The sequence below is a fragment of the Candidatus Williamhamiltonella endosymbiont of Tuberolachnus salignus genome (genome assembly GCF_964019775.1).
Classification (GTDB): domain Bacteria; phylum Pseudomonadota; class Gammaproteobacteria; order Enterobacterales; family Enterobacteriaceae; genus Hamiltonella; species Hamiltonella defendens.
In genome coordinates, this window is sequence record NZ_OZ026471.1 from 1,549,965 (window position 1) to 1,569,217 (window position 19,253).

The 19,253-nt window shown below is 38.9% G+C and carries 16 protein-coding genes and 1 tRNA gene; 13 read left to right on the forward strand and 4 right to left on the reverse strand.

The window, feature by feature from the left end; genetic code table 11:
* Positions 1-15 precede the first annotated feature (15 nt).
* Both AACL23_RS07790 and AACL23_RS07795 read left to right on the forward strand, forming a co-directional pair.
* A complete protein-coding gene (locus AACL23_RS07790) occupies positions 16-1,398 on the forward strand; it encodes a DEAD/DEAH box helicase (RefSeq protein WP_339051046.1) in 1,383 nt (460 codons plus the stop codon).
* A gap of 451 nt (positions 1,399-1,849) precedes the next feature.
* On the forward strand, positions 1,850-3,022 hold the full coding sequence (locus AACL23_RS07795; RefSeq protein WP_339051048.1) for a site-specific integrase: 1,173 nt from the start codon (positions 1,850-1,852) through the stop codon (positions 3,020-3,022).
* A 25-nt stretch (positions 3,023-3,047) separates the two neighbouring features.
* Here the strand turns inward: AACL23_RS07795 and AACL23_RS07800 are convergent.
* Positions 3,048-3,124, reverse strand: a tRNA-Arg gene (locus AACL23_RS07800).
* Positions 3,125-3,945: 821 nt separating this feature from the next.
* On the opposite strand from AACL23_RS07800, the gene AACL23_RS07805 reads away from it, so the two are divergent.
* The 7 genes from AACL23_RS07805 to rpe all read left to right on the forward strand — a co-directional run bounded on the left by AACL23_RS07805 (position 3,946) and on the right by rpe (position 11,705).
* The gene (locus AACL23_RS07805; RefSeq protein ID WP_015874023.1) at positions 3,946-5,169 is read left to right on the forward strand and encodes an acetate kinase; all 1,224 of its coding nucleotides are present in this window, start codon (positions 3,946-3,948) and stop codon (positions 5,167-5,169) included.
* Positions 5,170-5,239: 70 nt separating this feature from the next.
* On the forward strand, positions 5,240-7,369 hold the full coding sequence (pta, locus tag AACL23_RS07810) for a phosphate acetyltransferase (RefSeq protein ID WP_015874022.1): 2,130 nt from the start codon (positions 5,240-5,242) through the stop codon (positions 7,367-7,369).
* A 110-nt stretch (positions 7,370-7,479) separates the two neighbouring features.
* Entirely contained in the window at positions 7,480-8,313 is an 834-nt protein-coding gene (locus AACL23_RS07815) for a PA4780 family RIO1-like protein kinase (protein WP_095034643.1), read from the forward strand.
* Between the two features lie 102 nt (positions 8,314-8,415).
* On the forward strand, positions 8,416-8,937 hold the full coding sequence (gene aroK / locus AACL23_RS07820; RefSeq protein ID WP_015874020.1) for a shikimate kinase AroK: 522 nt from the start codon (positions 8,416-8,418) through the stop codon (positions 8,935-8,937).
* A gap of 33 nt (positions 8,938-8,970) precedes the next feature.
* A complete protein-coding gene (gene aroB, locus AACL23_RS07825; protein ID WP_339051055.1) occupies positions 8,971-10,068 on the forward strand; it encodes a 3-dehydroquinate synthase in 1,098 nt (365 codons plus the stop codon).
* 134 nt (positions 10,069-10,202) lie between these two features.
* Positions 10,203-11,015, forward strand: coding sequence for an adenine-specific DNA-methyltransferase (gene dam / locus AACL23_RS07830; RefSeq protein WP_015874018.1), 813 nt, complete (start codon positions 10,203-10,205; stop codon positions 11,013-11,015).
* 12 nt (positions 11,016-11,027) lie between these two features.
* Positions 11,028-11,705: a ribulose-phosphate 3-epimerase gene (gene rpe, locus AACL23_RS07835; RefSeq protein WP_015874016.1), complete on the forward strand. Its 678-nt coding sequence runs from the start codon at positions 11,028-11,030 to the stop codon at positions 11,703-11,705.
* Positions 11,706-11,845: 140 nt separating this feature from the next.
* On the opposite strand, the gene AACL23_RS07840 is transcribed toward rpe, so the two are convergent.
* Complete coding sequence (locus AACL23_RS07840) at positions 11,846-12,562, reverse strand: helix-turn-helix transcriptional regulator (RefSeq protein ID WP_044612361.1); 717 nt, start codon at positions 12,560-12,562, stop codon at positions 11,846-11,848.
* A 171-nt stretch (positions 12,563-12,733) separates the two neighbouring features.
* Between AACL23_RS07840 and trpS the strand changes: the two genes are divergently transcribed.
* The 4 genes from trpS to ubiA all read left to right on the forward strand — a co-directional run bounded on the left by trpS (position 12,734) and on the right by ubiA (position 16,195).
* Complete coding sequence (gene trpS / locus AACL23_RS07845; protein ID WP_015874013.1) at positions 12,734-13,756, forward strand: tryptophan--tRNA ligase; 1,023 nt, start codon at positions 12,734-12,736, stop codon at positions 13,754-13,756.
* Positions 13,757-13,786: 30 nt separating this feature from the next.
* Positions 13,787-14,746 carry a hypothetical protein gene (locus AACL23_RS07850; RefSeq protein ID WP_339051061.1) on the forward strand — a complete coding sequence of 320 codons (960 nt, stop codon included), beginning with the start codon at positions 13,787-13,789 and terminating at the stop codon, positions 14,744-14,746.
* A gap of 80 nt (positions 14,747-14,826) precedes the next feature.
* On the forward strand, positions 14,827-15,354 hold the full coding sequence (gene ubiC / locus AACL23_RS07855) for a chorismate lyase (RefSeq protein ID WP_015874011.1): 528 nt from the start codon (positions 14,827-14,829) through the stop codon (positions 15,352-15,354).
* Positions 15,347-16,195 carry a 4-hydroxybenzoate octaprenyltransferase gene (gene ubiA, locus AACL23_RS07860; RefSeq protein ID WP_095034637.1) on the forward strand — a complete coding sequence of 283 codons (849 nt, stop codon included), beginning with the start codon at positions 15,347-15,349 and terminating at the stop codon, positions 16,193-16,195. Before ubiC ends, ubiA begins: the two co-directional genes overlap by 8 nt.
* Positions 16,196-16,204: 9 nt before the next feature.
* Here ubiA and metJ read toward each other — a convergent pair whose 3' ends face one another.
* Both metJ and AACL23_RS07870 read right to left on the reverse strand, forming a co-directional pair.
* Positions 16,205-16,522 carry a met regulon transcriptional regulator MetJ gene (gene metJ, locus AACL23_RS07865; RefSeq protein WP_015874009.1) on the reverse strand — a complete coding sequence of 106 codons (318 nt, stop codon included), beginning with the start codon at positions 16,520-16,522 and terminating at the stop codon, positions 16,205-16,207.
* A gap of 81 nt (positions 16,523-16,603) precedes the next feature.
* A complete protein-coding gene (locus tag AACL23_RS07870) occupies positions 16,604-19,228 on the reverse strand; it encodes an ATP-binding protein (protein ID WP_339051065.1) in 2,625 nt (874 codons plus the stop codon).
* Positions 19,229-19,253 lie beyond the last annotated feature (25 nt).

Consider the following 19,253-nt stretch of genomic DNA (forward strand, 5'->3'; position numbering starts at 1 on the left):
GCTAAAAGGCAATTTATGAAAACCTTCACCCCTCGACCTTACCAACATCTCATTATCAATCACCTACTCGATATCAAACGCTCAAATGTCTGGGCGGGAATGGGAATGGGAAAAACGGCAGCCACACTGACGGCGTTAGAAAATCTCTATTTATCAGGCAGTGAAACCAAACCGACATTAGTGTTAGCCCCGTTACGGGTAGCGCAATCCACCTGGCCAGATGAAGCGCTTAAATGGAGCCACCTGCGTAATATTGAAGTACAACCCATCATTGGCTCTGCCAAAGCACGGATAGCGGCACTCAAAAATACCCATGCCAGCGTATTTACGGTCAATTATGACAATCTCGTCTGGCTGGTTGACATACTTGGTGACACTTGGCCTTTTGGCACAATTATTGCCGATGAGAGCACCCGGTTGAAATCATTCCGGTTACGCAAAGGCGGTAAACGCACCGCAGCCCTCGCCAAAATAGCGCATAAATCTGTTCATCGCTGGGTAAATCTGACAGGCACGCCTTCACCTAATGGCCTGATGGACTTATGGGGGCAAGCGTGGTTTGTTGACCAGGGCGAGCGCTTAGGCAGAACCTATAATGCGTTTACGTCTCGCTGGTTTAAGCGTATCCAGTTGCCCGGGCAACAATGGAGTCGGTTTGAGCCTTTAGGATTTGCGCATCTACAAATTCCGTTAGCGCTTAGCGATGTCACCTTATCCCTTGATGCAGCCGACTGGTTTGATATCGATGAACCGATACACAACGTTATCAACGTTGAACTACCTGCAAAAGCGCGAGCACACTATCATGCCATGGAAAAAGAACTGTTTCTTGAATTGGGCGAGAGTGCGATTGAAGCGTTAAACGCGGCGGCCAAAACAATAAAAATTTTGCAAATTGCCAGTGGCGCTATTTATAGCGATGACAATCGCAATTGGACAGAGATACACGATGCCAAAATTCAGGCGCTAGAGAGTATTGTTAATGAATCAGGAGGGACGCCAGTACTGGTCGCTTACCACTGGAAACATGACCTCGAGCGTTTATTAAAAGCCTTTCCCAAAGGAAAAAATTTAGATGCCAACCCCCAAACCCTTACCGACTGGAATAATGGCAAAATCCCGTTGCTTTTTGCCCACCCCGCAAGCTGTGGACACGGCTTAAATTTACAGGACGGCGGTAATATTCTGGTCTTTTTCTCCCACTGGTGGGACTTAGAGCAGTACCAGCAAATTATCGAACGTATCGGCCCCACCCGCCAAGCGCAAGCCGGACACAATCGCCCTGTCTTTATTCACCATATCGTTGCTAAAGATACCCTCGATGAAGTGGTCATGGAACGACGCAATTCAAAACGGGCAATACAGGATTTATTACTGGAAGCGATGAAAAGGAAATAAAAAAAATACCAGCATAAAGCTGCCCAGCACCAGGGAAAAATATTGCTGTTAACTAACACACAACGGCAACAATATTACCACAAAAAACCATACAGCAAATAATCTCTAGTACTCTCTTTTCCACTAAATCCTATCCCTGGGACGAATTAACCATTCGTGCTTAGGCCATCTGTTTTTGGGGCAATCAAGCACCTGAGAAGGGTGTCAGTTTTTGAATGAGGAATGTAATGAACAAAGCGACTTTAACGCGGCAAGAGGCAGCGAAAATAATAGGAATAAGTGAAGACACTCTGACTAATTGGTGCAAGCTGGGGATCATTAGTTATCAACGCAAAAATCCGTACAAAAAGAAATCACCTTATTTATTTACAAAAGAAGCTTGTATTGAAGCCGTTAAAAATTCGATCAATACTCTCGCTGAGAGCGAGATTGATGTCAGCAGGAGTAAAAAATGTCAATCTTCAAACGTGGTAAAATTTGGTACGGCAGTTACACAACACCGTGCGGAAAAAGAATTAAGGAATCACTTGGCACAGAGGACAAAAAACAAGCTCAGGAGTTACACGACAAACGAAAAGCTGAATTATGGAGAATAGCAAAGTTAGATGATTTTCCTAATGTCACATTTGACGAAGCCTGCTTGAGATGGATTGAAGAGAAGGCTAACAAGAAATCTTTAGACGATGACAAGGGTAGACTTGGTTTTTGGCTACTGTATTTCAGCGGTACCCGATTAAAAGATATGACAGAAGCAAAAATATATAGTGCTATTAGCAAAATGAAAAATAGGCAGGAACAATTAAGATGGAAAAGTAGAGTTAATTCAGCAAAAAGAAAAGGAATAGAAATACCCGCTTATCAAGCGAAAGAAGTTTCTATAGCAACAAAAGCTAAGCATTTGGCACTACTTAAATCAATGATGAGATCTGCTGAAAGAGATTGGAAATGGATAGAAAAATCACCGGTTATTAAGGTTCCATCGGCTAGAGAAAAACGTATTAGATGGTTAGAACCGGATGAAGCAGAAAGATTAATCAATGAATGTCCTGAACCCCTTAGATCGACGGTTGAATTTGCGCTGGCAACCGGGTTACGTCGTTCAAATATCATTAATTTAGCGTGGTCACAAATTGATATGCAAAGAAAAGTTGCCTGGATAGAGCCAGAAAGCAGCAAATCGGGAAAAGCTATAGGTGTGGCTCTAAACGATACGGCTTGCCGTACTCTGACGCGACAATTGGGTAATCATCAAAAATGGGTATTCGTACATACAATGTCAGCAAAGCGATCTGATGGCTCACAAACAAATTCGATTAGAAAAATGCGTGTCGATTCTAATACGGCATGGAGAGCGGCATTAAAACGAGCCGGAATAGAAAATTTTCGCTTTCATGATCTGAGACATACTTGGGCTAGCTGGTTAATTCAGTCTGGCGTTCCACTTTCTGTTTTACAAGAAATGGGTGGATGGGAATCAGTCGAAATGGTAAGGCGATATGCACACTTAGCGTCTAATCATCTTACTGAACACGCCAAACAAATTGACGGCGTTTTTGACAGATTTAATAGAAAAATCTCAAATCATGTCCCAAATTTGTCCCACTTAAAAATATTAAAAAGTTGAATGTCATCTAACCCCTTGATTTTATTGGTACGCCCTACTGGATTCGAACCAGTGACCTACGGCTTAGAAGGCCGTTGCTCTATCCAGCTGAGCTAAGGGCGCAGTGAAAATTTCTATTATTTTTCATGGTTCCGATTATACGGATCCCTATTTTTGCGTCAACACCTCTCTAGTAAGCAGCCAAGGCGAATCTTATTCAAATTCTTGTATCAAAATATCGAATTGAGAGTAGTTTATCCAAAGGTAAGTTAATTTTTTATAAATTAGAGTTTTTTGAGTCCATCATTGATGGTAACAATAGAAATCACATGTCGATTTTGTGATAGACCGGATGAGGTTATAACACTGTTAACAAAACCCATTAAAGACTTTAAGACAAGTGATAGCGAACAAAGAAAAGAAGGTGACATTGAGCTTATCGAAGAGTAAAGCCAGCCCTGGAAAAACCCATTGTCACTCCATCGTTTAAAGCGCCCATAAACCTATAAGATAGTATGCCAATAACCATAAAAAAGGGCACATCACGCCAAGGGACGCCGTTTCTCAATACGTACAAAACAGCTGAGAAAAATACTGATGCCCGCAGGTTAGGTTCGATTATTTTTATAAAATTACCCTCCTTTGATGGGATAGTGCCTGATTTTCATCTTTTATCACCCTCAAAAAAAACAGAAATTATTTTAACATTGACTTTCTTAACAGTGCCATATTAAAAAATTAAGACAAAAGATATTAAAATGATGAACGCCCCTCTACGTTTTTGAAAAAGGTCTATTGATACACACAAACGTTTTCTCAATCATTTGGCTTTTAAGGCATATCGTTTTTTGATAAAAAAATGCTAATCTTGTCAAATCATTAGATTTTTCAAAAACGTATGTTTTACAGTACAAAAAATATATATAAATAATATAGGTATTATTATGTCGAACGCTTTAGTCCTGGTTCTCAATTGTGGTAGTTCATCTTTAAAATTTGCGATTATTAACCCTGATACAGGTGAAACACATCTGTCTGGTTTAGCGGAATGCTTTGATTTACCAGAAGCACGCATAAAATGGGAGACGGGCGACAAAAAACAAAAAGCGCAACTGAGCAACAAGGCGGCACATACACAGGCCTTGGATTTTATTGTAAACACTATTTTGTCAAAAGAAATCGAGCTGGCTTCACAATTAAGCGCTATTGGTCATCGGATTGTACATGGCGGAGAACATTTTACGGAATCTGTGATTATCACTGACGAGGTCATTGAAGGTATTGAAAAAGCGATTCCATTTGCGCCCTTACATAATCCTGCACATTTGATTGGCATTGCTGAAGCTCGAAAATTTTTACCTAAACTTTCTAACAAAAATGTCGCGGTGTTTGATACGGCTTTTCATCAAACTATGCCAGAATGCGCTTATCTTTATGCTTTACCCTATGAATTGTATCAAAATCATCGTATTCGTCGCTATGGTGCACATGGCACCAGCCATTTTTATGTCAGCCAACAAGCGGCCAAATTTTTAAATAAACCTTTGGAAGAACTCAATGCCATCAGCTGCCATCTGGGTAATGGCGGCTCTGTGACAGCGATACGCAATGGGCAATCTGTAGACACTTCTATGGGGTTGACCCCATTGGAAGGCTTAGTCATGGGCACCCGCAGTGGGGATTTAGATCCCGCGATTATTTTTTATTTACATCATGTCCTATCAATGAATATCGATGAAATCGATCAAATGTTGAGTAAAAAATCCGGCCTGTTAGGGCTCACTGAAGTGACCAGTGATTGTCGTTATGTTGAAGATCATTATGATAATTTTAAAAAACCAGAAGCTCGGCGAGCAGTGGATGTATTTTGTCACAGATTAGCCAAATATATTGGGGCTTATACCTCTTTAATGGAAGGGCGTTTAGATCTCGTTATTTTTACAGGGGGGATTGGTGAAAATTCGTCTTTGATACGTGAACTCACACTCAATAAACTCAGTTTATTAGGTTTTGAAGTGGATCCCTCACGCAATTTATTGGCGCGTTTTGGACAATCAGGCGCTATTACAACAGACCATAGCCGTTTAGCAATGGTGATCCCCACTAATGAAGAGAAAGTCATCGCTCAAGACACCGCTCAGCTGACGCGGGCTTTGCAGAATGTGTAAAACCGCTGAATAAAATATGAATCAGTAGGTTATGACAAACAAAAAGAGGTGCATAGTGTTGCCATCAATTATGTTAATTCCAATCGGTACTGGTATTGGTTTAAGTAGTGTAAGTCTAGGTGTGATCCGATCGATGGAACAAAAAGGGATACGATTAACTTTATTTAAACCTATTTCTCAATCAAGCTCTAATAAACCAGATAAAACGACTGCGATTATTCGGGCGCATTCTAATCTCAATGTGGGAAAATCGCTTAATCTTGATTATGTTGAAAGCCTACTCAGAACCAGCCAACAAAATGTTTTGATGGAAGAAATTCTTGCGCATTATCACGAAAGTACCTTGGATAACGAGGTGGTATTGATAGAAGGATTGGTTTCTATACGCCAGCATCAGTTCGTTAATATGTTAAATGAACAAATTGCAAGAACGTTGAATGCCAAAATAATTTTTGTGATGGCGATGGGGAATGATTCACCCGTTCAACTGAGAGAGCGTATTGAATTGGCCCGTTCGAATTTTGGTGGCAGTAAAAACAAAAATATTGTAGGTGTCATCATCAATAAATTAAATGCCCCAATGGATGAACAGGGTCGTACTCGCCCTGATCTATCAGACATTTGTGATGGTTCAAGAAAAACAAATTTGAAAAATATTGATATTGAACATCTTCAAAACCATCTCCCTCTCCCTTTACTGGCTTGTATTCCATGGCATGCTGATCTGATAGCGATTCGCGCTACCGATATCGCAAAACATCTTGGTGCCCAAGTGATCAATGAAGGTGATATTCAGACCAGAAGAATCAGGTCTTTTAACTTTTGTGCTCGCAGTCTCCCTAATATGTTGCAATATTTTCGAGCCGGCGCTTTATTAGTGACCTCTGCAGATCGCTCGGATGTTTTAGTGGCTGCTTGCCTGGCAGCGATGAATGGGGTTGAAATTGGGGCAATTCTTCTCACAGGGGGTTACATTATAGACCCCAGTGTGAATCAGCTATGCCAGCAGGCCTTTCAAACTGGCTTACCCGTTTTTAAGGTGGAGACAAATACTTGGCAAACTTCTTTGAATCTACAAAGTTTTAGTTTAGAAATTCCGGTTGACGATCATGAACGTATTGAAAAAGTGCAAAATTATGTCGCTGACCATATTAGCAATCAATGGATTTGTTCTTTAACTGCTTTTTCAGAGCGAACACACCGTTTATCTCCCCCTGCGTTCCGTTATGAGTTAACGGAGCGTGCACGTAAAGCCAATAAACGGATCGTATTACCCGAAGGGGATGAGCCTCGTACGATCAAGGCCGCGGCTTTTTGTGCCGAACGAGGGATTGCACGTTGCGTATTATTGGGCAATCCAGAGGAAATTCACCGAATTGCAGCGGCACAAGGTGTGGAATTAGGCCAAGAGATTGAGATCATAGATCCTGTGACGACCCGTGAAAATTATGTTGCACGCCTTGTTGAGCTGAGAAAGAATAAAGGCATGACGGAAGTGGTCGCTCGTGAACAATTACAAGATAACGTTGTTTTGGGCACCTTGATGCTTGAACGAGATGAAGTGGACGGTTTAGTTTCAGGAGCAGTACATACTACAGCCCATACTATTCGCCCCGCATTACAACTCATCAAAACAGCCCCAGGGAATTCACTGGTTTCTTCTGTGTTTTTCATGTTGTTGCCGGATCAGGTGCTGGTGTATGGTGATTGTGCGATTAATCCCGATCCCACGGCGGAGCAACTTGCTGAAATTGCGATTCAATCCGCGGATTCAGCGGCTGCTTTTGGCATTGAGCCTCGTGTCGCAATGATCTCTTATTCTACAGGAAATTCAGGCACCGGCAGTGACGTAGAAAAAGTCAGAGAAGCCACTATGATGGCACAAAAAAAGCGCCCTGATCTGATGATTGATGGGCCATTACAATACGACGCCGCTATTATGGCAGATGTGGCTCAGTCTAAAGCACCTCATTCTCCTGTTGCAGGTCAAGCTACCGTTTTTATCTTCCCTGATCTGAATACGGGCAATACGACCTACAAAGCGGTTCAACGCTCTGCTGATTTAGTCTCGATTGGCCCTATGCTGCAGGGCATGCGTAAACCGCTGAACGATCTTTCACGTGGTGCACTAGTGGAGGACATTATTTACACCATCGCATTAACGGCCATTCAAGCCGTATCGATTAAAAATGGAACTTAATGGAATGATGAGCAAAATAGGATTCAACAAAATACAGACTCCAGAATAATAGACTGATAAACTTCAGTCTTAATCATCAGAAACAGGCTGATTAAAGGTATAAGAACCCCATGAAAGCACCAAAACGACTCCAGACTTTGATTGATGATGGTCTGGTTGATGAAGTGATCAGACAATTAAAAAGCGGAAAAGAAGCCGATGTTTATGTTGTTCGCTGCGGCTCTGATATCCGTTGTGCAAAAGTATATAAAAAAACAGAAAATCGCAGCTTTAGACAAGCAGTGGCATATCAAGAAGGCCGAAAGGTACGTAGCAGCAGACATGCTCGAGCTATGACAAAAGGATCTAAATTTGGCCGAAAACAGCAGGAAGAAATCTGGCAGAATGCTGAAATTGACGCTCTTTATCTATTAGCTCATGCCGGCGTTCATGTTCCTCAACCTTATGTTCACCTTGATGGTGTCTTATTGATGGATCTGATTACGGATGAAGATCACTTGCCGGCACCTCGTATCAGTGATGTTTTTTTTACTGAACAGCAGGCACTGTCAGATCATGAGATGATCATTCAATCTGTGGTTCGAATGCTTTGTATCGGTTTGGTACATGGAGATCTTTCTGAATTTAACGTTCTCAGAGGATCTGCAGGTCCTGTGATTATTGACTTGCCTCAAGTCGTTAATGCTTCAGCAAATCATCACGCAAAATCCATTTTAGAAAGAGATGTAGGTAACATCACCCGTTTTTATGGGCAGTTTGCACCCACATTACTGAATCGAAAATACGCTCAGGAAATGTGGGCGTTATATTCGGAAGGGCAGTTAACACCTGAAACTCAATTAACGGGTTATTTTAAGGATGATACTAAAACAGCAGATGTCAAAACAGTCATAGAAGAAATTCATGCTGTGATTAGTGAAAAGAAGGAAGAAGGACGTTATTAGGTTACACGAAAAAAATTTGCTTTAATGAGTCACCATGGCATTTATGCATATCATGAAAAAATCTGTTTTTCACAAACCAATTACCTCGACAATACCGAAAATATGATAGAGAAACGAAATATTTTTCTGGTCGGGCCTATGGGTGCCGGCAAAAGTACTATTGGCCGACAACTAGCCCAACAGCTCAGTATGGAGTTTTTTGACTCTGATAAAGAAATTGAGCGATGTACAGGCGCTGATATCAGCTGGATATTCGATCTCGAAGGGGAACAAGGCTTTCGGTATCGTGAAGAAATATTAATTAATCAACTCACTGAAAAAAAAGGCATTGTGTTGGCGACAGGGGGAGGTTCAATTAAATCTAAAGAAACCCGAAACGTTTTATCAGCCCGTGGGGTGGTCATTTATTTAGAAACCAGCATTGAAAAGCAATTGATCCGGACTCAGCGTGATAAAAAGCGCCCTCTATTACAATCAGTAGGTCAGTGTCCTCAGTTTTTTCAAACACTGGCAAAAGAACGAAATCCTCTTTATGAAGAAATCGCCGACATCATTATCCCAACAGAAGATCACAGCTTCAAAATCGTTGCAAAAAAAATTATTCACCTATTAGAAAAACCCTAATTTTTTGTATTTCAAAAGGTCATTAACGTCACTATGAAGAAAATGACGATTACTTTAGGTCAGCGCAATTATCCTATTACCATTTCTTCAGGATTATTGAATCATTTTGATTCTTTTGAACCGATCAAAAAAGGGGACCAAGGCATGTTGGTGACGAATCAAACCTTAGCGCCTCTTTATCTTTCTTCAATTCGAACGGTTTTAGAGCAAGGCGGCGTCAGGCTCGATCATATCATTTTACCCGATGGTGAAAAATATAAGTCATTGGCGTCTATTGAACTGATATTTACTGAACTTTTAAAAAAATGGCATGGGCGTCACACCACTTTGATTGCCTTCGGAGGGGGCGTCATAGGAGATTTAACAGGTTTCGCGGCAGCCTGTTATCAAAGAGGCATCCGATATATTCAAATCCCCACTACTTTGTTGGCGCAAGTAGATGCTTCGATAGGCGGAAAAACGGCCGTTAACCATCAACTTGGAAAAAACATGATTGGCGCTTTTTATCAACCTGCTTCTGTCATTATTGATATTGACTGTTTATCTCATTTGCCTCTGCGTCACTTTAGTTCAGGGTTAGCTGAAGCCATCAAATATGGTATTGCTTTTGATTTTGATTTTTTTTGTTGGTTAGAAGCCAATATGGATTCTTTATTAAGAAGAGATGTTGATGCTTTAAGTCATTGTATTAGTCGTTGTTGTCAAATAAAGTCCAAAATAGTGATGGAGGATGAACGTGATGAAAATGGCTTAAGAGCCTTACTTAATTTAGGTCATACCTATGCTCATGCCATTGAAACAGAAACGAATTATACTTTTTATCTACATGGTGAAGCGGTTTCTATCGGTATGTTGATGGCCGCTCAAACCGCTCAAACCGCTCAAAAATTAGGGCTATTTTCCAAGACCGATATCATACGAATAAAAAAATTATTATTACGGGCAAAGCTGCCCATTCAAGGATTTCATCAGATTGATCCAAAATCCTGTTTATTGCATATGATGCATGATAAAAAAGTCATGAATGACAAATTACGATTAATTATCCCAACCGCTATAGGTCAGTCAGAAATATATGAGGGAATCGACAATGATATTGTTCTCGCTTCTATTAAAGAGACGTTAATGTGATCAATGAGTTAATAAAAAACAGGTTGCTAATCCTGTAAAAAAACAAATCGACTCGGTTTTATTCTATGACTGCTGGCTTGGAGAAATGAAATGGAGGTGAAATTTTCAGCCCTTTTACAAAAAGGGTCAGCATTTTGAAGAAAAAACGGGCTTTTTTGAAATGGGCGGGCGGAAAATACCATCTCATTGAAGAGATACGCCGCCATCTTCCCTCAGCAGATTGCTTGATTGAACCTTTTGTTGGGGCCGGTTCCGTTTTTTTAAACACGCACTATCGTTATTACATTCTGGCCGATATTAATCGTGATTTAAGCAGCCTCTACAATATCGTGAAATCACGTGTTGATGATTTTGTGCGTGATTCACGTTTGCTTTTTCATCATCAATGTAATAATGCAAAACAATTTTATGGGCTCCGGAAGGAGTTTAATACCTGTAAGGATGAATATAGGCGAGCCCTGTTATTTTTATATTTGAATCGCCATGGTTACAACGGCTTGTGTCGTTATAATTTAAAAGGAGAATTCAACGTCCCTTTTGGATCTTACAAAAAACCTTATTTTCCAGAGGAAGAATTGTATTTTTTCTCTGAAAAAGCACAAAACGCCATTTTTATCTGCGAGAATTATCAACAAACTTTAATGCAAGCCTCAGGGAGGGCAGTGGTATATTGCGATCCACCTTATGTTCCTTTATCTATGACCGCTAATTTTACTTCTTATTTTCATAACGGCTTTAATGCTTTAGATCAACAAAATTTAGCTCAGATGGCTCATCAGCTCCGTCGTGACAATCAAGTTTCAGTTTTGATTTCCAATCATGATACGGCTCTGACACGGCAGTGGTATCATCAAGCTTCACTCCATGTAGTGAAAGCCAGGCGTACCATCAGTTGTAATGGTTTTGGCCGTCGTAAGGTGGATGAACTTTTGGCTTTATACCGTTAACTAAAAAAATTCATGAAAAAATATTTAATTGCGCCTTCTATTTTATCTGCAAATTTTGCCCGCTTAGGCGAAGATACTGCCAACGTCCTCAGAGCAGGTGCCGATTTTATCCATTTTGATGTGATGGATAACCACTATGTGCCTAATCTGACGATGGGCCCGATGGTGTGTCAAGCCTTGCGGGATCATGGAATTGAAGCGCCCATCGATGTGCATCTCATGGTAAAACCCGTGGACGCCCTGGTTAGCCGTTTCGCTCAAGCTGGGGCGAGCTATATTTCGTTTCATCCTGAAGCTTCAGAACATATTGATCGAACTTTACAGCTGATTAAACAACAGGGATGCCAGGCTGGTTTAGCGTTTAATCCTGCCACTTCTCTCCATTATCTCGATTATGTTCTGGATAAGTTAGATCTGATTTTATTGATGTCTGTCAATCCTGGTTTCGGAGGGCAAGCCTTTATTCCCAGCACGTTTAAAAAATTAAGCCAAGTCCGAAAAATCATTGACGACAGTGGCTATGACATTCGTTTAGAGGTTGATGGTGGTATTAAGGTTGATAATATTGCTGAAGTAGCACATTGCGGAGCGGATATATTTGTAGCCGGTTCTGCTATTTTCAGCCAACCTGATTACCATGTGGTCATTCATGCCATGCGAAATGAATTACTTAAAGTTAAAATTAATTAGATATATGATCTATACCTATTTAAAAAAATAGTCTCATTCAAAAAATTTTGATGTATTCGTTGATTTGTTTTTATGTTTAAATTTATTATTTTTAATTTTTATAAAATAAGTAAAAAATATATTGAATATTATTTTTGAATTTAAAAAGCATATGAAATTTGTTTTAATAATTTGAGTTCATAAGCTAATTTTATAGCATGCCTTGAATTAATCGCGCCTAATTTATTAGTTATATTTTTCATATGAAATTTAATACTACATTCTTTAATACCTATTATTTTTGAAATTTCTTGATAAGTTTTACCGATACTTGCCCAATGTAAAATTTCATTTTCTCTTTTTGACAAGCCAATATTTTTTTTGGTAGGTATTTCAAATTTTTCATAAAGAGACAGTAACTTTTGATGCGTTTTAACTAATAATAAATACATTTTTTCTCTGTCTATAAAAAAATCATTTGTTTTTAAAGGTCTGTCATCAAAAATGGATAAAATCGCCAGATTTTGCTTATAATCATGTAGAACAAAAGTATGACCTCTACTGATATCGTATGTCTTGGCTTGATCCAGTACCTTTGGTAAGGCCAATTTCGATGAAATTAAAATATTTTCATCCCATTCAAAATCCTCAACCCTGGACAAAGCCTTAATAACAACAGGATCAATTAACTGGTGATTAAATTCCAGGTATATATCAAACCATTCGGGACAGTTACTTATAATGCATATATGATGAAAATCTTTTTTATGTATGACTAAATAACCAAATTTATTTTTATGGTTTTTCAGCATATTCTCTTCTAAATATTCTTTAACTTTTTTGTTGATTAGCTCGTTTTTAAAAAACATTTTGGACATTTTTATTCATTCCATGAAACACATTAAATTTAATTATAAAATTTTAAAATCAATGATATTTGAAAAATATTTTTAGTATTATGTAAAAAATATTTTATTTTTGGAATTATAATCAGAAAACGAGTAAATATAAATAATTTTATACCATTGAAAATTTCAAAAAGGCATCAAATGAATCAATCAAATGTCATCAAATCCGTCGTATTTAGTGGGGCTCAACCCTCTGGCTCTTTAACTATTGGAAATTATATGGGTGCCTTACGTCAGTGGGTAAACCTACAAGAAGATTATGACTGTATTTTTTGTATTGTTGATTTACATGCCATCACCACACGCCAAAACCCAGAGTCTCTGAGAAAAAGCACTTTAGACACATTAGCGTTATATTTTGCATGTGGAATCGATGCAAAAAAAAGCACTATTTTCGTTCAATCTCATGTACCTGAACATACGCAATTAAGCTGGATTCTTAATTGTTTCACTTATTTTGGTGAACTCAATCGAATGACACAATTTAAAGATAAATCTTCACGCCATTCAGAAAATATGAATGCGGGCCTATTGAATTATCCGGTTTTAATGGCAGCTGATATTTTGCTATACCAAACCCATCAGGTACCGGTCGGAGAAGATCAAAAACAACACCTGGAATTGGCTCGAGATATAGCAAAACGTTTTAACGGTATTTATGGCGATATTTTTGTGATTCCTGAGCCTTTTATTGCTCAAAGTGGAGCACGGATCATGTCATTACAAGAGCCAAACAAAAAGATGTCCAAATCAGATGAGAATCGAAATAATGTAATCGAATTATTAGAAGATCCTGAAAATATTATCAAAAAAATAAAAAAAGCGATGACCGATTCTGATGAGCCCGCTCAAATTTATTACGACATAAAAAACAAACCAGGGGTGTCGAATTTGCTGGATATATTATCTGGAGTGGTCAATAAAAATATGTCTGAGTTGGAAAAAAATTTTTCGGGTAAAATGTACGGTCATTTAAAAACAGAGTTAGCGGAAGCTCTTACTCATATGCTCAATGATATACAGAAACGTTATCAACATTATCGTTCAGATGAACCCTATTTACAGCAAGTGATGAAGCAAGGGGCTGATCAGGCCAGGGCGCGAGGACAGCTTACAATAAAGAAAGTGTATGACGCCTTGGGTTTTGTGCCTGCTCCTTTCTAAATACATAATAATTAATAATAAGGATAATAAATGAATATTTTACGTTTTTCTTTCATGTTAGTTACCCTCACATTCACCTCTTTTCCTGTTTTTTCAGCGCCGTTAAAAAATTATTTATATACTTCTTCGGGTAATTTAGAAAAAATCAAACCTCTGTTAATACGCCCAGACATTGATGGCGTACAAATAGTTTATAATTGGAACATCTTGGAAAAACAAAAAAATCAATATGATTTTTCTGAAATTGAAAAAGATTTAGAGTATGTCAATAAATTACATAAAAATTTATTTATTCAACTTCAAGATCGTTTTTTTTCACCTGATGCTAAAAACGTACCCTATTATTTATTGAATGAGCCTGTCTACAAGAAAGGCCTTGTTCATCAGTATGATAATCCGGGAGAAAATAAACCGATTGCTTCAGGTTGGGTGGCGCAACAATGGAATCCTGAGGTACAAAAAAGATATCAAAAGTTAATAAGCGAATTAGCCAAGAAGTTTGATGGCCGTATTTTTGGTATTAATTTACCTGAAACATCGATTGATATTGATATCAAAAAAGACACAACAGGGTTTACTTGTGAAAAATATTTCAATGCTGAAATAGAAAATGCGCTTTTCACCAAAAAAGCTTTTAAGAAATCTCATGTGGTGCAATATATTAATTTTTGGCCTTGCGAATGGAATAATGACCATCAATATATGTCAAAATTTTTTGCATTAGCAGAAAAAAATAATATCGGATTAGGTGGGCCCGATATTATACCGAATAAAAAAGGCCACATGAAAAATGCCTATCCTTTTTTTCATCAGTATAAAGGAAAACTCGGTTTGGTCGCCATGGCAGTACAAGAGCCTACTTTGACTTATACAAATCCCCAGACTCGTCGACCTTTTACAAAAGCTGAATTCACAGATTATGCAGAAAATTATCTGGGAGCCGATATTATCTTTTGGAGTCTTTCTTCTCCTTGGCTCGATCGTCAATAAAAATAATGTGATTGAGATAAAATAATCATCAGAAAAAGTGATAATAAAAAACCACTTTATTTCTGTCAGAGAAGTGACTTATGTCCACGAAAAAAAAATCCATTATCAAATGTATTGATTGGCGCTCTATTGAAGAGCCTGATTTGCCATTGGAAGTGGCGGGATGGCTGATGGAAGCAGGCTCTATGACTGAGCGCTTTGAGCGACATTGTCACAAGATAATCATCGATCTCAAACACGAAGGCTTTATTGAACATCAGGCTTTATCTGATGAAAAAGAGCTGCTCCCTGAGAGCCCACGTTATTGGATACGAGAGGTCGTGATGTGTGCTGATGATGAACCCTGGCTACTTGGCCGTACCGTTATCCCACAGGATACCCTGTCAGGGCCTGAACATGCGCTGTTGAATCTAGGCAAAACACCTCTTGGGCGCTATTTGTTTAGTAGTAAGGATCTGAAACGAGATTACATTCAAACGGGACGTCAAGGTGATCTCTGGGCAAGGCGATCCTTATTACAGTTATCCAATAAACCGCTATTATTAACAGAAGTTTTTTTGCCTGCTTCCCCGCTGTATTGCCATTCCAGGAACACCAAGCTTGCATAAAAAAACATGGAAAGCTTATTGCCGGCTCATGCGTATCGATAAACCCATAGGCATATTCCTGCTTTTGTGGCCGACCTTATGGGCACTCTGGATAGCCAGTAAAGGGATCCCTGATATCAAAATATTGGCCATCTTTATATTAGGGGTTTTTTTCATGAGAGCGGCGGGATGTGTGATCAATGATTATGCTGATAGAAAGATTGACGGTCACGTGAAACGTACTGCAAGTCGACCCATACCCAGTGGCGAAGTTGATCTCAGATTTTGCAAAATTCTGTTTTTTGTCCTGATTTTTCTTTCTTTTTGTCTGGTGTTGATGCTCAATCATATGACGATTGCGATTTCTCTGGTTGCGGCTCTACTCGCTTGGGTCTATCCCTTTATGAAACGGGTCACACATTTACCTCAGCTTATATTGGGATTGGCTTTTGGATGGTCAATTCCCATGGCTTTTTCTGCTGTGACTCAAACCTTACCTATAGTTTGCTGGCTGTTACTATTTTTAAATCTTTGCTGGACGCTCATCTATGACACCCAATATGCGATGGTAGATCGTAATGACGATTTGCGAATTGGTGTTAAATCTACTGCAATTTTGTTCGGCCAGCATGATAGATTGATCATAGGTTTATTACAATTTATCACAGTTTTTTTAATGATATTAGTGGGATATTTGATGCAGTTTGGAGTCTTGTTTTATATTTCTGTTGGATTAGTCGGCATGTTATTTATATATCAACAAAAATTGATGATAAGTTCAGATGGATATTTTCAAGCTTTTATGAACAATCATTATGTCGGGTTCATTTTATTTTTAGGCATTTTTTCACATTATTACTAATAAATGGGGTCAGTATTCCCAGGTATCAGGATTGATCCCCAGATCACGCATTAATATCCTGGCTGCTTGAGGAATTTCGTCATTCCGTTCTTTTCTCAGATCATCGTCATTCGGCAAAGGTTGGCCTGTGAAAGCATGCAAAAAAGCTTCGCATAATAATTCACTGTTAGTAGCATGGCGTAAATTATTAATTTGTCGACGAGTTCTTTCGTCTGTCAGTATTTTGAGTACCTTCGTTGGAATGCAAACGGTAATTTTTTTAACCTGCTCACTTTTTTTGCCCTGTTCAGCATAAGGGCTGATATATTGGCCATTCCACTTCGCCATAAAACCTCTTATTTTTAAATAACATAATTCTAATGATTATCCTTCTTTCCTTCAAGGTTAGGACTTATTTTATGGTAAATCTTAACTCAAAAATTGAGACAAATGCGCTTCGGCGGCAATAGTTACGTTTTCTATCTCATCTAATAATTCAAACCACTCCGCCTGTAAATCTTTAACAAGGGTTTTTTTATGTAATTCCTTTTCAAGGACACCACAAATTTTTTGCAGCTGAGGCAACCCGCTATAAGCCGCGCTGCCATGAAGCTGGTGGATAACAGATAATATATTCGCTTCTTCCTCAGCGTTTATTGTCTTATCCCCCAGATCCAAAATTTCCTGAACTCGTTTTTTAACATCAGGAAGCAGTTCTAAAAGCATTTTCAAGAGATCACAGGCCAAATCTTTTTTATAAGCGGCTTGTTTCAATGCCAGATCCCAGTCTAGTGAAACAGGTGGTATTTTTCCGCCCACAAAAATGGCAGGGCTGTGAGATACCATTTTTTTGCTATAGCGTGAAATTGCTTGAATCAGACAGTTTTCATTAATAGGTTTTGTTAAATAATCTGTTATCCCCGAGGCTAATAACAGCTCGTTCTGCCCCTGTGTGGTATCGGCTGTCACGGCAATGATGGGAGTATTTCGATGTAAAGGCAATTGATGTATCAGCTCACTGGTTCGGATCCCATCCATTTTTGGCATCTGAATATCTATCAGAATCACATCAAGCTGAGTTTGAGTCGCTATAGACAATGCTTCTTCTCCGTTGCTGCACAAAATGATTTTATCTACTAATGGTTCAAGTAAAGTGCCGATTAATTTTAAATTTGCGGGATTATCGTCCACCGCCATCACTCGAAAAGCTAAGCGGTTAGATAAATATGTTGAAGCTGTTGGCAACAACTCAGAGGGCGCATTTTTTTTAAACGTTTTTTTTTCGAGCAACAAAGGAAACAATCGACGAGCCGAAATGGGTTTGATAAGGCATCCTTTGGCACCGAGCTGTTTCAATTGTTCTGAATCTACATGCGATTGACTGGGCAATGCCAAAATAATTTCGTCCGCCAGTGCCATGGCGGTCATTAATTGATCGTTGTGCTCCGCCATATTATCGCGAACAGGAATGGGAACACCGAGCAGCACAAAATCGTAATTTTGCTTTGGCAACCCCATAAAAGAAGCGGCATAAGTCACTTTTAATGGGGTCATATTCAAAATATCAAGCGAAGCTTTGGCAACAACAGAATTGGATTCAATATAAGCCAGTTGTTTTCCAGCTAAAATATCCATAGGGAGAGGAAGATCTGTGATCTGTTGATTCAAATCGAGCTTAATATTAAATCTAAACGTAGACCCCTGATTGACTTGACTGTCAAAATTGATCTCCCCCTGCATTGCCTGGACAAGTTTTCTTGTGATAGCAAGACCTAAACCTGTTCCACCGTGGCAACGAGAAATACTCGCATCCGCTTGTATAAAAGCCTGAAATAATTCTGCCTGCTGTTCAGGGGCGATCCCCTTTCCAGTATCCTGGATTTCCACCAGCAAGTGGATGCTCGCCTCTTTTTTTGCAATTAAAGCGACCTGAACAATAATATGGCCCTTTTCTGTAAATTTAATCGCATTACCTAATAAATTGGTGATGATTTGCTGAAATCTCATTGGATCTCCCATCACCCAATCGGGTACATCATGATGTATTTTTAGAATTAATTCCAAGCCTTTTTCATGGGCACTGTGAGCCAGTAAAATCATCACTTCATCTACATTTTTCCTCAATTGAAAAGGAATATGATCTAAAATGAGTTTTTTTGCGTTCAATTTCGAAAAATCTAATACATCGTTGATAATAGACAATAAATTATGAGCAGATTGTTTCATCGTTTTAATATAATCGGTCTGAGTGGGCGTCAAAGAAGTTTTGAGAGTTTGTCGGGCGAAACCTATGACACTATTGAGAGGCGTCCTCAATTCATGCGATATATTGGCCAAAAACTCTGATTTCATGTGAGAGTCTTCCTGCACTTTTTTCTTGGTCATTTCCAACTCTATATGTTGAATTTCCATTTTTGCCAGGGTTTTGCGTAAATCTGAAGTGGCTTGACCGATGATTTTCAAACGATAAATAAATAATGTGGCCATACAGAAAGCAAAACTCAAGAACACCCCCAAAATCAGACATTCCTTCCGTTGTTGTAAGCGTGTGGCCTGTAAATCGAGATCGATGGCGATATACCCTAAAACGGGTTCCTGTCTATTATTTACAGGCAAATGATATCCTAAGAAGCGGACCAAATGATGCTCAGAAGTAATGGGTATTCGTAAAATTAAGGAATTTTTCAAATGAGTGCGCATCAGCTTTGTTGGAATAGGGGTATTTTTAGGAAGCCTTAAGGAATAATAATCAGAATTTGAAGTCACAAAAAGCGTGTTGTCTGTATTAAAAATGGCGATAGATTTGACGATACTTGAATGTTGACGATGTTGCCTATAAATCAGCCGCCGGGCAAACTCCTTGTTTTGATATGTCATGGCGTATTCGCTGACAATAGCTAAGGATTGAATAATATAAGTGCCTGCATGAATCACCTGTTTTTCTAATTCATGATAGCGATGCATCATAAAAAAGGCGCTGAGCAGCAGCCCAAGCAAAACCGTAGGAGAGAGCATTAAGATCATCATTCGGGCACGAAAACTGTATTGAGTCATATCAGTTCCAATAAAAATTCTGTAC